This window comes from Bdellovibrio bacteriovorus (genome assembly GCF_001592745.1).
GTDB lineage: Bacteria > Bdellovibrionota > Bdellovibrionia > Bdellovibrionales > Bdellovibrionaceae > Bdellovibrio > Bdellovibrio bacteriovorus_B.
In genome coordinates, this window is the sequence record NZ_LUKD01000008.1 from 251,011 (window position 1) to 265,828 (window position 14,818).

The window sequence follows — 14,818 nt, forward strand, 5'->3', positions numbered from 1 at the left end:
GCGATCTCGGGGTTTTTTGTTTAAAAGACTTATTGAAGTAGAGGCGCACCGCTAGAGTTGAATTTTTGCACGCGATGGCGATTAGGCTCAACGATATAAATATTTTCATTGGTCGGATCTATTACAATGTTCATGGGATAGACCAGTTGACCTATACCGTATCCAAATGAACTGAACTGTGACTTATAGGTGCCCGTACTATCGAAAATTTGCACTCGATTTACGCCACCATTTTCAAGAACGTAGATATCTCCGTTTGGCGCGAACGTGAGATCAGAAATGCTGCCGAATTGACCGTTGCCAGTCCCGGGGCCACCGATGGTTCCCAAATAGATGGCATCATGACTGAATTTATGAATAACGGTGTTGATGGGATCTGCAACATAGACGCTTCCGCTAGCATCCACAGCCAACCCCTGGACTGTGCCGATAGCTCCAGAACTGTAAACTTCTATAATACTACCATCGGTCGCAAATTTGACGGCATCTTTTGTGGAAGACCGGCTGGCATAAAGAACGTCGGAGGAGGTAATGACCATATCGGCAACTTGACCAAACGGAAATTGAGATAAATAAGTTCCACTGGAATCAAACTTTTGAATACGAAGATTCAGTGAGTCTGCTACGTAGATAGAACCATCCGAGGCCGTTACGACGGCTGTAGGCTCTTTAAACTCTCCATTGCCCGTTCCACAGCTACCAAAAGCCATCAACCAGGTTCCGGTAGAGCTGAACTTTTGAACTCGACATCCAGTGCGTTCAACAACCCAAAGGTTTCCTGAGGAATCTCGAAAGATGTTCTGAGGATTATTGAATGAGCCGTTTTCTCGAACAGTGCTTCCCACAGTAAATTGATGAACAAGGCTGTTATTAAACTTGGAAACGATCTGGTTGCCAGATTGAAGCACATAGAAATTTCCAAGAGAGTCTAAGCTCAGTGCATGGGCATAGTTAACAAGATTTTCACCAGTTCCGATCGGAGAGGAAGATTGAAACACGAAAGCACTATTGAATATTTGCAGCCTGTTTTTATCCATCACATAAATATCACCTGAAGGCGCGATCTCAATATCAGCAATGGCGTCGAAAAGGCCGTCAGTCGTTCCAGGACCACCGAAAGTCGCTAGCCAAGTTCCGTTACTATCGAACTTTTGAACACGGGAGTTTCCATAATCCATGACGAAGATGTTTCCGCTGCTGTCGACCTCGATGTCTCTGGGAACAGAAAATTGTCCATTACCGGTCCCCAAACTTCCGAAGGTAAAGACCCAGTTGCCCGTAGAATCAAATTTTTGAACTCGACCCGTGTTGTCTGCAACGTACATGTTTCCACTATTATCAACATATACAGCCCAAGGATTTTCAAAGTGCCCATTGGTGGGGGAGTCCATCACCCCATCCGCCGGTACAGTTCGACTATAACTTCCACTGGCCTCGAAGATTTGAATGCGGTCGTTGCCTTGGTCGACCACGTAAAGTCTGTCGTTGGAGTCCACAAAAATTCTAGCTAGGTATTTGAAGAATCCCGTCTGCGCCGTAGGATTGTCACTACCTAGAGTCATGAGCCAGTTTCCATTGGCGTCATATTTAAAAACTTTATTCAAAGATGAATCAGCAATCCAAAAACCGTCGCTCGAGGTTGCAATACCTGACGGAGAACCAAAGTTGTTTTTAGATCCCAATGGAAAAGTGGAATTAAAGAACTTATGACTTGAAGCGGATGCAACGGCACTGCCTCGACTTACAAAGGCAAAATAGCTGCGACCTTCGCGATAAAGTTTATTCGTATCAAAAACTGCCGGTAATGTGCCATTCTGCCAGACACAAGCAGAGACATAGTTAAGTCCCTCTAAAATGCACCACTTATCATATTCACTGCCGGCTGCGCTGACATTCACGATATCAGAAATGTATGGGCCGGAAATTTCGAATTGAGAAATCGAAGGTGGATTTGTAATATCCGCGGTGACATTCACACTGGTGCCGCCAGTATCGGTGACTTGGATTGTCGCCACACCCAACGTACCTGGGGCCGTGTAGTTGAGCAGACTCAAGGAGCCTCCACCACTAAGCAACGTCGTCGTGTAAGGTGGAATACCGCCCGAGGGAGTAAATGTGATGATCGAGTTTATCGCAACTTTGAAAGTTGAAGTGAGTAATGGGTTGTAGGCCGTAGTAATAAGAGTGGTTGAAGCGCCTGTAGAATCGGTAACACGAAAACGTTTAGTCCCTATCGTGGTCGTTGTAAATTCACCTGTGGTACTGTTTAACGTTCCTGTTCCCATGATCAAACTATAAGTGTAAGGAGGAATTCCATCAGCACCCGAAACAGTGATTGAGGTATTCGTATAATATTTTGTTTTAGTCGCCGATATTTTTACTGGGGGATTTACTTGCACTGTCGCTGTGGCCGTGGTTCCCAAAGCATCTGTGACGGTGACGGTCTCACTAGCGGCAATTCCCGGGGCCTGATAAGCACCCGTCGTGAGTCCTACTGTACCTGTATTTCCGATCCCGACCGCATATGAATAAGGGGGTACTCCACCCGAAGCCGTGAACGTCGTCGTAGTATTCACCAAAATTATTTTATTTATCGGAGATATCGTTAACAATGGCGCCACTGTGACACTTTGATCTGAAGTTTTACCGGCAGCATCGGTCACTCGTAAAACGACGGTGCCTGAAGTGCCGCCGGGACTGTAAACTCCCGTTGATGCGTGAATTGAACCAGACCCAGAGACAAGGGAATACGTATATCCACCGGCTCCATCAATACCACTCATAGTAACGGTGCTAGTGGCGGCCATGGTAGACGCCGTGACTGCTGAGTTTAATGCAGGTCGAATGGTTAAATTGAGCGTGTGAGTATTTCCTAAACTATCAGTGACGGTAACAGTCGCTGCCCCAGTACTTCCATCGGCAGTGAACAATCCCGAAGAATCGATAGTGCCTCCTGTCGCAGAGTAAGTATACGGCGGGACGCCATTCGCCCCAGAAAAATCAAATGTATCAGAAACTCCTAAAAAAACTTGTGCAGGAGAAACCGTCGGTGTTGGAGCTACAGGAATTTTAATGTGGCTGACGTCTCCATTGGCATCCGTAATCTTAATAATAACATCGCCCGTCGTCGCACCTGGGGTATAAGTGGAGCCTGAAATACTTCCGCTGCCTTCTATAATTTCATATGTATAAGGACCTGTTCCAGTTGTAGGGACCGTCGATAAATCCAAGGGGTTATTGATTGTGATAGCTGGCCCATCTGTGAGGTCTTCGTAAGTTGGCGACGGGGTCGGAGTCAGCTCGCTGGCAAGCTTGCTGATCTGAGCGGTGACGCCGCAACCACAGATCAACATCGAGAGTGTGACAGCTTGAAGTAAATGTCTCAAATTGAGCATCTTTGAATCCTGTTTTTACAAACGTTCAGTAGGTTCAAAGATCTCTTCGTCAGTAGTTAAATTTCACTAAAAGGTAAAATATGAAATGAGGTTCTGAATTCTCATTCCGAACCACGAAAAATAAAGAAACTGTTTGGGTGCACATGCAGATCAATCAAAAAGCTGAACACCCGCTGGTGAAAACTTCAGGACCTGGTTTCTCGTGCTATCGCTGATATAAATATTTCCTGCGCTATCAACGGCGATACCTCGGGGAGAATTAACTTTTCTGCCAAGGCCGGAAGAGCTAATGGTTGCTTTGAATGCTCCTGTACTACTGAATATGTGCGCAACTCCACCTTGGTCAGCCGCGATAATGTCGCCATTCGGTGAAACAGCCGCATCGCCTAAAACTTGACTAAATTTACCACTTGTAGACCCCCATCCACCCGACGAAAACAAAAATGTTCCCGTGGGACTGAACTTCAGCACGTGGTAGTCAGATGCGATATAAAAATTGTTAGAGCTGTCGATACTTATTCCAGCGGGAGAAAAAAATCCACTATCCGGTGTGCCCGCAGTGTCGAAGGCTTCAGTGACAACGCCCGTATCTGGATTAAGACGTCTGATTTTTGAACCCGTCGAGGTGAAATAAAGCTGACCGGCAGAATCCAAAGCCAAGGCGGTAGCTTTCATTCCGATAGGATAGGTCCTTTGCCAATTTCCCGCCGCATCGAACTTTTGAATTCGGTTGCCGTTATCAGCAACAAAGAAACTGCCGTCATTCGTGACTGCGATAGCCCCAGGATATTGAAACTGGCCGTCTCCGGTACCGTTTGAGCCCACTTTCATCAAGAAATCACCGTTATTATCAAACTGTTGAATTCGGTGATTGTGGCTCTCTGCGACCCAGATATTTTGAGAGGCATCGACTGAAATTTTTTGAAGAATGTAGAAATGTCCATCATCGTTGGAAATTCTTCGCACCAAAGGCGTTGGGTTTAAAGCACCATCAAATTTTACGATGCCCATCAAATTGGAATCGGCGACAACAAGAGTGCCTTCCGAGTCGATCGTAAAACTTGAAACATACACCGGAAAGCTTGTCGGTGACGTTAATAAAACCTGTTTAGATAGCCAAGTGCCCGTGCTGCTGAACCTTTGAAGACCACTTTCGTCTAAAACCAAAATGTCCCCTGAGGAATCAAGAAAAAGATCTTTGAGGCCACTGAACTGCCCATTTCCAGTTCCGTTGCTGCCGAACTTCATGAGGAATGTGCCGCTGGGACCGATTTTTTGAACACGATGATTTCCAGTATCAGCAACAAAGATATTGCCGGCAGAATCAATTTTTATGTCTTCAATGTTTATGAATTGGCCATCACCAGTTCCCGAGGAACCGATATTAGCCTGCCACTCTCCAACGCTATTAAATTTTTGAATTATGTGGCGACCGTCAGCCACATAGACGTTTCCTGCTGAGTCTACGGCGACTTCTCTCATGTCGTTAAAATATCCGTTTTCTGTCGAACCTACTGGGGTCGCTGGTATTTGCATCAGCCATGCACCGGTTGGGCTGAATTTTTGAACCCGCCGATTCACGTTATCACCGACATACAAATTGCCTGCAGAGTCTGAAGCAAGACCTTTAAGTGGATTGATCATCCCTTTGAAGGATCCGAATTCACCAATGGTAAAAAGAACATTCCCGTGTTTATCGAATTTGCGAACAGACGGTGTCGCTGCATCATACACCCAAAGGTCGGTGCCATGGGCGAAGACATATTTTGGATCAAACGCGGCCCAAGGACTTCCCAACGGAAATTTGCTGTTAAAGATTTTGTGATCCGAAGCGGCGGCAATGCTGTTACCCCGTTTTAAAAAGGCATAATACGATTTGGGATCTTTATATAATTTTTGTGGGCGAGTAATGTCCAACGAAGTGGGAAGAGGCCCTGTTTGCCAAGTACAACCGTCCGTAGAATTCACATTCAAGCGAAGGCACCAGGAGTCATAATTCGCACCCACCATAGTGACGCTGACATTGGCGCTTGTGAAAGGACTGTTGACTGAAAAACTTGTGAACGAAGGCGGGGGAGTGATGGTCGCAATAGTATCAGCCACATTTCCATCGGAGTCCGTCAAACGTAAAGTCGTCGTACCGGCTGTGCCTGGAGCGGTGAATGTCAATCCACTGACCGAGCCTGCGCCACTGAGTATGGATGCGCTGACCGGAGGAACCCCACCGGTGTACGTCACGGTGGCGGTGTCGCCAATGCCGACGGCAAATGCATTTCCCGCTAAAGGTTCATAAACGGTGATGGTCATTTGTGAAGTCATGCTTAAGCTGTCAGTAACGGCGATTGTTTTACTTCCCGAAGTTGAAGCAGAGTAAACACCCGAGATGGCATCAATGCTTCCGCCACCAGAAACAATCGAATATGTATAAGGTGGAAAACCATTTGAGGCCGTAAAGGTCACGGCGACTCCCGGTGGCATCGAGGAACGATTTACAGCCAGTGAAACAGAAGTAACGACATCAACCAGCGAGGTGGCTGTGTTCCCCAAAGAGTCCGTTATTATAACGGTGTCGGCGGAAGCCGTGTTGGGTGCCGTATAGGAGCCTGTCATAAGACTGATTGTTCCTGTGCTGCCAACACCCATCGTGTAGGTGTAAGGTGGAACCCCACCTGTCGCTGAAAAAGAGCTTAAAGTCGAAGTCAATAATCGAGCGCTCGCTGGAGAGGCCGCCAACACTGGATTCACCGTGAGTGTACGATCGAAAGTATTTCCTAAGGAATCTGTCACTCGTAAAGTCACAGTACCCGTGCCTCCTGCGGAAGTGTAGGTGCCCGTGCTAGCACCAATAGATCCTGGTCCCGATACAAGCGAATAACTGTAGCCGGGAACGCCGCCGCTTCCTGTCAGTGTGGCGCTGTTGTTGGCGGCAATAACTCCGTGATTCAGCGAAGAACTCAATGCTGGATTGACGGTGATATTTATAGAAACTGAATTTGCAAGACTGTCCGTAATTGTGACGGTCGCGGGATTTAAAGATCCATCGGGAGTGAACACTCCGCCTGTCGTGATAGTTCCACCGGTCGCAGAAAATGTATAGGGTGGCACGCCATGATTTGCCGTATAGGTATAAGAACTATTTGTGCTTAAGGTCAGTTGTTTCGGAGAAATATCAAGTGAAGCCGTCACCGGAATTTTTATGAAAGTCTCTGTGCCGTCACCGTCGGTAATTTTAACAAGAACATCTCCGGGAGTTGTTCCCGGAGTTAACGTGCTTCCAGAAATAGTGGCATCACCGTTAACAACTTCGAAAGTGAAAGGAGATTTTCCTGTGGCAGGAGTTAGGGCTGATAAATCAAGAGTGTTATCGACACTCACGGTGGGTCCGGGAGAAACTGTGGCTAGGGGCGTTTTTCCAAGAAGGCTTGCGATATTCGCAGTAACACCGCAACCAGTAATGAGCATCAGACTTATGAGACTGACCCAAAAGCGAAGTGACATTTTTATCCCCAAAACACAAAAAAATGAAAACGAACCCGACAGAAGTGTTTCCCTACTCTTCGTCATATTATAGGTGGGTACTGAGCTAAATGTACGCGATTCGTGAAGGGAGCGTTTTAAAGTGAGTCAACGAACAGCTCTAAGAGCTGATTTTGATAAGCATCACTTAGGAAAAACACATGCGATGTACTAATGACAGGGGAATACCAAACGCCGGTGTTTCCTGAAAGTCCAGGCATATGATTTTTTAAACCCGTTCCATCGGCGTTTACGGAATAAAGACTTAACATTCCATCTGCGTCGGCATCTGCACGATAGAACACGCGCGTGTTTCCCGAATACACGAAGAAATCATAGATATCGGCATAAGCAGGCAAGGTGACGAGTTTGCGTTGTAAAGTCCCGTCCCACTTCACGGCGTAAAGATCCCATTTTCCTAAGGTGTCGATAAGACCTGAATAAACAATCGTGCGATCCGCATCGTCTAAAATGCGCACGGCTTGCAAAGTATTGGCATTCACCTGACCGCCAGCGTAGGGAGCTTTACTAATTTTTCTTGAATCAGTTCCATCAAAATTAGAACTGTAGATTTCATAAACTTCCGGCGCCGACTCGCTAAGCGTGATTAAGCGCTTGTTGCTTCCTTCGATGAGCGCTTCAGACCAACTGGTGTTGGCGGTGGCATCCAACGAAGCGTTGATAGGATATAAAGTTTGGGTGCTGATATTGAAAGTTTTAAGGGCGGTCTTTCCATCTGTTGCCCAATCGCCTTTGATAATAGCGTAGGAAGAATCCGGACTGAAATTACAGTCTGTCGCCATTCGTGCTGTATCGATGCCTACGTCCACCAGATAATTTGTTGCTGGCGTGGCTACATTTACCAGGCGTACATCGTTTCGGCGGGCCACCGTGAGGTAACCCCAGTAACAAACCCAAGCAGAGTCTTTCGAAATTGAAAACCCGTTGACATCGAAAGCGGATCCAATCGCGGCATTCAGGGCGACAGGTGCTCCGCCGGAAAGGGGAATCATATCCACTTCAATTTTTGTAGCCACTCGATAGTCCCATCGCACGACAATGGCAGAACCATCGGGTGTGACATCCCATTGATTGATCGTCGTGGTATGCGAGTAAGCCGGTGTAAGTTTCGTGTTGCCTGTGCCATCAAAATTGACGACGTAAATATCCATCACGGAATCCGCGGCAAGATCACCCATGTAAAGGATTTTGTTCGCAGACTCGATGACTTTGTACTGAGTGATGTTTCCGCCAGACGCTGTGATGGCTGCGTTCAATTTTAAAGGTGTGCTGGCTGAAGACGTGTCCGAAATATAAAGCTCTTCCTTGCCAGCTGTATCCTGATCCGCGATGTAGATCACCTTTGCTCCATCCGCTGTGACGGAAAAGCTGCGTATTGTTCCACCACCTGTAGGAAAATTTTTGGTCATTCGCAACACATTGGAACCGTCAGCATCCGCAACATAAATGTGCATTTCTGCGTCCAGAGTGGGATTCTGACGGAAAACGATTTTGGATCCATTCGCCGCAGCAAGTGGGGCAGGAACGTCGCCAGAAATAATTTGTGGCATCGTAATGCTAGTTAAAGAAGGAGACGAAAGACTGAGAGAAGCTAAGTAAACGCCATAGACATTATCCGTGATAGTGTCGGACTGAAACACGGCCAGGTTGCGTGTCCAATCGATAAAATAATTCTGATTAGCAAACATCACACCGCCAGTAGCAATGGAAATTGCGGGACTGATTTTTCGAATAGAGCTGCCATCGACTGATGCCAAAAACATCTCGTAGCGTGCATCGACCAAAAGATCTGAAATAAACACAACCCGATCACTGGTAGGGCTGACTTTTATAACGGGGTAGTCATGCGCGAAAGTCGCAATCGAGTTTGTAGTCAATTTTACGGGAGGTTCTGATCCATCTACTTTAGCACTATAAAGGTCGAACTTCATATCGTTGGTGGAGGCATAAGCGACTCCTGATAAATCCGCAATGAACAGCACTCGCGTATTGTCCGGAGTAAATACAATCGAATCTTCTTTGTAGCCTCCATTAACGCCGTTGCGTGTTGCCGCCACGGTGGTGATCTGATGAGAGTCCGTGCCATCAAGATTAGCGACGAAAAGGTCATAGTAATTCGCCGTTGTGGTCATACCGAAGCCCAGCTTTCGCGAGTCTTGCGACCAGGCGTAGCTAAGCAGATCATTCGTGGAGCTTGTGCAAGCAGGAGAAGCTTGTGTCTCTGCTTTTGTTTCTAGATTTAAAACCAGCAGCGAATAACAGCCCACGAAAGGTCGATCAATACGATAAGCAAGATATTTAGAATTAGGACTGAAGGCACCGATCTCGACGAAACCTTGAGTTCCTGTTGCGGAAATATTCGTGATTTCTCCGCTGACCAAAGAAACCACGGATAAGGCGGTATTGGACCCGCTCAAGAAGGTTTGGTTTTCACGGAAAGTCACCCACTTGCTATCAGGACTGATGCGATACCCGGCATACACACTTTTTCCGGCAGCCATGGTGGGACTGATCTTGCGCAGATTTGTACCATCTAGTTTCACGGCATACAGGTCAATGCCTTCATCAGTATCCTTGTCGGCGCGGAAAATCACTTCTTCGCCGTTGGGTGTGATTAAGAAATCTCGCACATCACCACCGCTCACTAACGAACCGTTCAGTTTAACTTTGGCTCCAGAAAGCACGCTGATGGCGTAAAGATTAAATTCATTGTCGGTGGATTCAATGTCACCCAAAGCGACAACAATATCCTGATTGGGAGCTAATAAGTAGTTAGTGACGCCCCCCACGGGATTTGCAGTTGTCGGTCCCATCAACACCTTATCGTCGGTGCCGTCGATTTTGACAGAATGAAGTTCGCGCAGTTGAGTGCGACCAATGGTAGAGCGCACGTACAGTGCACGTCCGTGTTTGGGCACCGCTGCCAGAAATTTCGAGGTATCAAGACCCCATTGGCCAGAAAGAGGGTTGATGCGAGTAAGACCTGTGTTGTTGAAATTCACGATGCCTAGATCCACCAGGTCGTCGTTGCGAAGGGGACTCGCCATGAGAATGCGCCCGCTGTCTCCGTATTGCGTGAGGATCCGCACAGACGGAACTCCTGTTGCCGTAATATCGGGGCTGATTTTTTGCCAGCGCGGATAGGCGATGTTCGCCGTCACTGCCGTCGAAATATTTCCTACGGAGTCGAAGTGTTGAATATAAAAATCGATGGAGCTGGCTGTCTCAGAGGAGAGATTGAGTTTGATTTCCCACTTCTGCGATGCTGAACACACGGCCAGATACTCCTGAGAAAGCGACGTCGAGACTTTAACCACATTGAAGGGTTCGGAGCAATCACCGCCGACGGGATAGTCTGCTTTTAGTGACGACAAAGAATAATTCTGTCTGTTATCCAAGGGGTTCACGGTGACAAGAGGTGGAGTTAGATCCACTGTCACCGTTTCAGTATCTTCCGATGTTTTTTTCGCTTCGGTTTCTTCTTGGCGAGCTGTCAGGGCGTACTCGCCCTCAGTAATTCCCTCTAGATCCAGAAGCACCACGAAAGTTTTGTCAGGCAGGCAGGTAGTATTGCCTGAAAAGGAACCCAGTTGAACCTGGACTTCTTTCCCAACGTGGATGCATGAGCCCATCACTGAATAAGAGCGATAATTTGAGGATGAAACAGCTTTATTGTTTTCGTCAAAATTTAAGTGCAAGCGATTAATGCTACGGAAGTCTTCAAGCGATGCATCTAAAGAGCAGGCTGAAGTAAAAAAGCAAATGAGCAGAACGTACCGGTAGATATTTGCACCCATACAAAACTTTTCGGCCTAAAAAGCAAAAACGTTGAGTTTCAAAATGAGATTTTCAGAATGAAAAATTCGAAAACATGAACGCGAGTTTGCGACAGGGATTTTTAGTGGCTTTGAAGCTGGAAGGCCATCTGGATTGCGAGATTTTCCTCGAGGAAACAGAAAAGAAAAACCCCAGCGTCGGAGGGATGAACACTGGGGTTTTTGCGGCGGGATCTACTTCACGTACTGAATAATCGAGTCTTCTGCGAAGCGGACTTTTTTGAGATTTTGAAATGAGTCTTCAGGATGTCTATATCCCAAAGCAACTGTAGCAACGGATTTCCAGCCTGTTCCTTGCAAACCTAAGATTTCGTCGTAGGCAGCAGGATCAAAGCCCTCCATCGGAGTCGCATCAATCTTTAACATCGCCGCAGTTTCTAATAAGAAGCCCATGGCAATGTAAGCTTGACGTTGCGACCATACACGAATTTTTTCATCTGGAGCTTTAACTAAATTTTCAATCATCATACTTTTGAAGCCATCCAGGGAGGAGTGGGGGATAGAGCGAACTTCAGAAATACGATCGATATATTTTTGTATGAAAGCCTCGTCCATTTCTTCTTTATATAAGAAGACGACATAGTGGCTGGCATCAGTCACTTGGGTTTGATTCCAAGAGACAGTCTTTAATTTTTCACGCAGAGCAGGATTTTCAATGACTAAGAACTTCCACGGCTGAATTCCGTAAGAAGAAGGAGCGAGTTGCAAAGAGTCCTTTAATACTTCCCAATCTTTTTCTGAGATCTTTTTTGTAGCGTCGTAGCGCTTTGTTGCATAACGCCAGTCTAGAGCTTCTTTAATACTTGTATGAGTCATATATTCTCCATGATCTGCATAAATGTAACAGACATGAGCACAATATAATGGGATCTGAGTTTAAATGCAACAGTAAAACGCACATTTAAAAGTCCTATAAACCGCTTAAATTGATTTAGGGCCCTAAGTCCTTAAGATTGTTTATTTTTAGGGATTGAGGTAAGATCTCATTATGGTCGATCAAAGATTTTCTGTCTCAGTTCATATCATGACGGTCCTTGCTTATCACAAGGGCGAGTTGCTGACGTCAGATCAGTTAGCCAACAGCATTCGCACGAATCCAACAGTGATTCGTCGTTTGGTTTCTCGTCTTGTCGACGCGGGCCTTTTGGAGTCCTTCAAAGGAAAATCAGGCGGAGTCAAAATCTTAAAATCACCCAAAGAAATTTCCTTGAAGGAAATTTACACCGCGGTTTGCGATAAAAAATTGATCGCAACACCAGATAAAGAGCCAATGAAACAATGCCTTGTCAGCTGCAACATGGGAAAACTCATGGATGAAGTGGCCAACGGGATTGAAAAGAACTCCATGGAGTATCTGTCAGGAATTCGCCTTTCTGATCTTTGCGGAAAAATCAAATAACAATTAAAGAGGTTGTTGTGACTCCTCATCATCTCCCCGAAACGATCGCGGCCTCGCGTGTGACTCTGAAAAAGCACCGTATTGAGCTTGCGACCGAAATGTTTCGTCGTGTGGATGAAGATCGTGAGCGCTTAGGAAAATTTCTTCCCTGGGTGGCTTGGACAAAAGGTATTCACGACGAGCGCGAATACATCGAGATGACTCACAAGCAGTGGGCCGACTTTAAGATGTTCGATTACGGCGTCTTTCTTAATGACGGCGATATCTATCTTGGAAATGTCGGTGTGCACACCATTGCCTGGGAGCACAACCGCTGCGAACTGGGTTATTGGATCGTGGGTGGGTACGAAGGCCAAGGCTATATTAGTGAAGCCGTAAGAGCCTTGGAAAACGTCCTTTTTGACGAAGGTTTTTTTCGCATTGAAATTCGTTGCTCGGGTGCGAATGCGCGCTCTGCGTCCGTGGCCCTTCGTTGTGGATATATGTTGGAGGGGCGGTTGCGCAAACACTGTATCGAAAACGGGCAAAGACGCGACACTCTTATTTACGCGAAACTAAAAAATGGAAATTAAGAAAACCGACGAACTTCATCGCAAAGCCTGCGAGGAAGGGAAAGACAGCTATATAGATCCTGAAACTGGCTATCTGGTTTTCACCGAACTTTTTCACAAACGTCGCGGTCAGTGTTGCAACTCAGGCTGCCGTCACTGCCCCTATAAGAAAAAAGAAAAAACGCCAAATTAGAAAACACGTTTTAAGTATTGGCAAAATCCGCACGGGCTTTAGGTAACATAAAACTTGTGAAGCTTCCTTTGACAGAATCTCAACAGAGGCTGAAAAAAAAGTTTTCATAATTATTTGGAATCGTGTCTCGACACCTGGGACATGTTTAACTGTTCGACATTTCTAAGAAAACAAAAACACAAGATTCTGTTTTTGAGGCATAGGACTTCTGTAAACCCCTGTTATCCTTGGTTGCAGGTGGGGTGCGTCTGTATGTCTTTTAATTATAACAAGAATAAAGACCATAATTCGCAAGACAGTTTCTGGACGTCGTATTCGGATTTGTTCTTGGGTTTAAGCACGATCTTTCTGTTGCTTTACGTGACGGCAAGTTTGCGCACAGGGACCGAAGGATTGCGAAATCAAATTGAAAATCAAAAGCTTTCCATGAAAGTGGAAGAGCTGGAGCATCAATTGAAGATGTATGAATCAGTCAAGAATGACTATCTGGCAAACCAGGCCACGAAGGACGAAGCGCAAGAGTACCAGGAGCTTATGGATAAGCTCACTCTCTTGCAAGAAGATGCTAAGTCGGAGAAAGACCGCTTAGTGCAAGAAGCTTTGGAAAATGAAAAGAAAGTCAAAGCTCTTAATAAGTACCAGCAAATGGTGCGCAACGTTCTTAACGCCAATAAAATGGCAAAATCTAAGATCATCAACCGTGATGACCTTATTAAAGAACAAGACGTGGAAATCGAAACTCAAGAAACAGAAATCGCTGACCTTAATCAGGATATTCAAGAAAAGAAGCAGCTTATTGCTCAGGGCGAACTTAAAATCCGCCAGACTCAAGCTGTGTTGCAAAAGCGTGTGAACGACCTTCGTGCCGCTTATAAACTGAACAAGATCACGAAGAACTTATTCGAGCAAAAAATGGCGCAGGCTCGTGCGGAAAGCCAACAAAAAGTTCAGCAACTTTCGCAAGTCAATGCTCAATATCAATCTCAGCTTCAAGAAGCGACAACTCAGTTAGGACAAGCTCAAGGAGAGCTTGCAAAAACTCAAGGATTGTTGGCGAAGAAAGAAGGCGAAGTCGTGGGCTTGAGCGGTCAGTTGGCTGAAACAAAAGCCCAAGCGCAAGCGCGTATGGCAGCGATGCAGGCAGGCTTTGCGAATGAAAAAGCTGGTCTCGCGGCAGGATTTGCCAACGAAAAGGCGCGTTTGCAAGCTGGGGTGGCTGCGGCGGAAGCTCGTGCGCAGGCCGAGCGTTTGGCCGGAGCGCAAAGAGCAGCCGCACTTCAAGGTCAGTTATCTGATACGCAAGGGCAATTGGCAAAGGCCAAAGCCGAAATCGAAGCGCGAAAAATGGTGGCCGGAGAAATTCAAAGAGGTTTTGCTAAAGCCGGTGTGAAAGCTGATATCGACATGCAAACCGGCGATGTGGTTTTAGATTTCGGTCAAGCGTACTTTGATAGCGACTCCGACCGCTTGAAAGCCGAGATGAAAGGTGTCCTTGAAAAAGCGATGCCGATTTATTCGAAATCTCTTTTTGGCAATCCAAGAGTTTCTGACAAAATTTCAGCCGTCGAAGTGATCGGTTTTGCGTCGCCTACTTATCAAGGACGTTTTATCGATCCGCAAAGTAGCAAGCCTGAAGACAAAGCGGCGATCAAGTACAACATGGACTTGAGTTATCGTCGTGCGAATTCCATTTTTAGTTACATGTTGGATCAACAGAATGTGTCCTTTGATCACCAAAAAGAACTTCTGGGCCTGATGAAAGTCTCTGGTCGAAGTTTCTTGGAAGTGATGAAGGTGCAAAATAGAAATGTCGCTTCAGCAGCCGAATTCTGTAAGCAGAATGACTGCAAAAAAGCGCAGCGCGTGATTATTCGTTTTAGCATGGATCAAAAGAAATAGGGGTGGGT

8 protein-coding genes are annotated in these 14,818 nt (G+C 46.2%); 4 read left to right on the forward strand and 4 right to left on the reverse strand.

Annotated features, from left to right (window positions below):
• Positions 1 to 29: 29 nt before the first annotated feature.
• The 4 genes from AZI87_RS15810 to AZI87_RS15825 form a co-directional block, all read right to left on the reverse strand.
• Positions 30 to 3,395: a 6-bladed beta-propeller gene (locus AZI87_RS15810; protein ID WP_081112254.1), complete on the reverse strand. Its 3,366-nt coding sequence runs from the start codon at positions 3,393 to 3,395 to the stop codon at positions 30 to 32.
• Between the two features lie 150 nt (positions 3,396 to 3,545).
• The gene (locus tag AZI87_RS15815; RefSeq protein ID WP_063209047.1) at positions 3,546 to 6,893 is read right to left on the reverse strand and encodes an NHL repeat-containing protein; all 3,348 of its coding nucleotides are present in this window, start codon (positions 6,891 to 6,893) and stop codon (positions 3,546 to 3,548) included.
• Positions 6,894 to 7,009: 116 nt separating this feature from the next.
• Positions 7,010 to 10,729: a TolB family protein gene (locus tag AZI87_RS15820; protein WP_063209049.1), complete on the reverse strand. Its 3,720-nt coding sequence runs from the start codon at positions 10,727 to 10,729 to the stop codon at positions 7,010 to 7,012.
• A 213-nt stretch (positions 10,730 to 10,942) separates the two neighbouring features.
• On the reverse strand, positions 10,943 to 11,584 hold the full coding sequence (locus tag AZI87_RS15825) for an NAD(P)H-dependent oxidoreductase (protein ID WP_063209051.1): 642 nt from the start codon (positions 11,582 to 11,584) through the stop codon (positions 10,943 to 10,945).
• Between the two features lie 172 nt (positions 11,585 to 11,756).
• On the opposite strand from AZI87_RS15825, the gene AZI87_RS15830 reads away from it, so the two are divergent.
• From AZI87_RS15830 to AZI87_RS15845, 4 genes are all read left to right on the forward strand, one after another.
• Positions 11,757 to 12,167, forward strand: a complete 411-nt coding sequence (locus tag AZI87_RS15830) for an RrF2 family transcriptional regulator (protein WP_063209053.1) — start codon at positions 11,757 to 11,759, stop codon at positions 12,165 to 12,167.
• A 17-nt stretch (positions 12,168 to 12,184) separates the two neighbouring features.
• On the forward strand, positions 12,185 to 12,739 hold the full coding sequence (locus tag AZI87_RS15835) for a GNAT family N-acetyltransferase (RefSeq protein ID WP_063209055.1): 555 nt from the start codon (positions 12,185 to 12,187) through the stop codon (positions 12,737 to 12,739).
• A complete protein-coding gene (locus AZI87_RS15840) occupies positions 12,729 to 12,911 on the forward strand; it encodes a DUF5522 domain-containing protein (RefSeq protein ID WP_063209057.1) in 183 nt (60 codons plus the stop codon). Before AZI87_RS15835 ends, AZI87_RS15840 begins: the two co-directional genes overlap by 11 nt.
• Positions 12,912 to 13,163: 252 nt before the next feature.
• Positions 13,164 to 14,810: a microtubule-binding protein gene (locus AZI87_RS15845; protein WP_063209059.1), complete on the forward strand. Its 1,647-nt coding sequence runs from the start codon at positions 13,164 to 13,166 to the stop codon at positions 14,808 to 14,810.
• Positions 14,811 to 14,818: the final 8 nt, after the last annotated feature.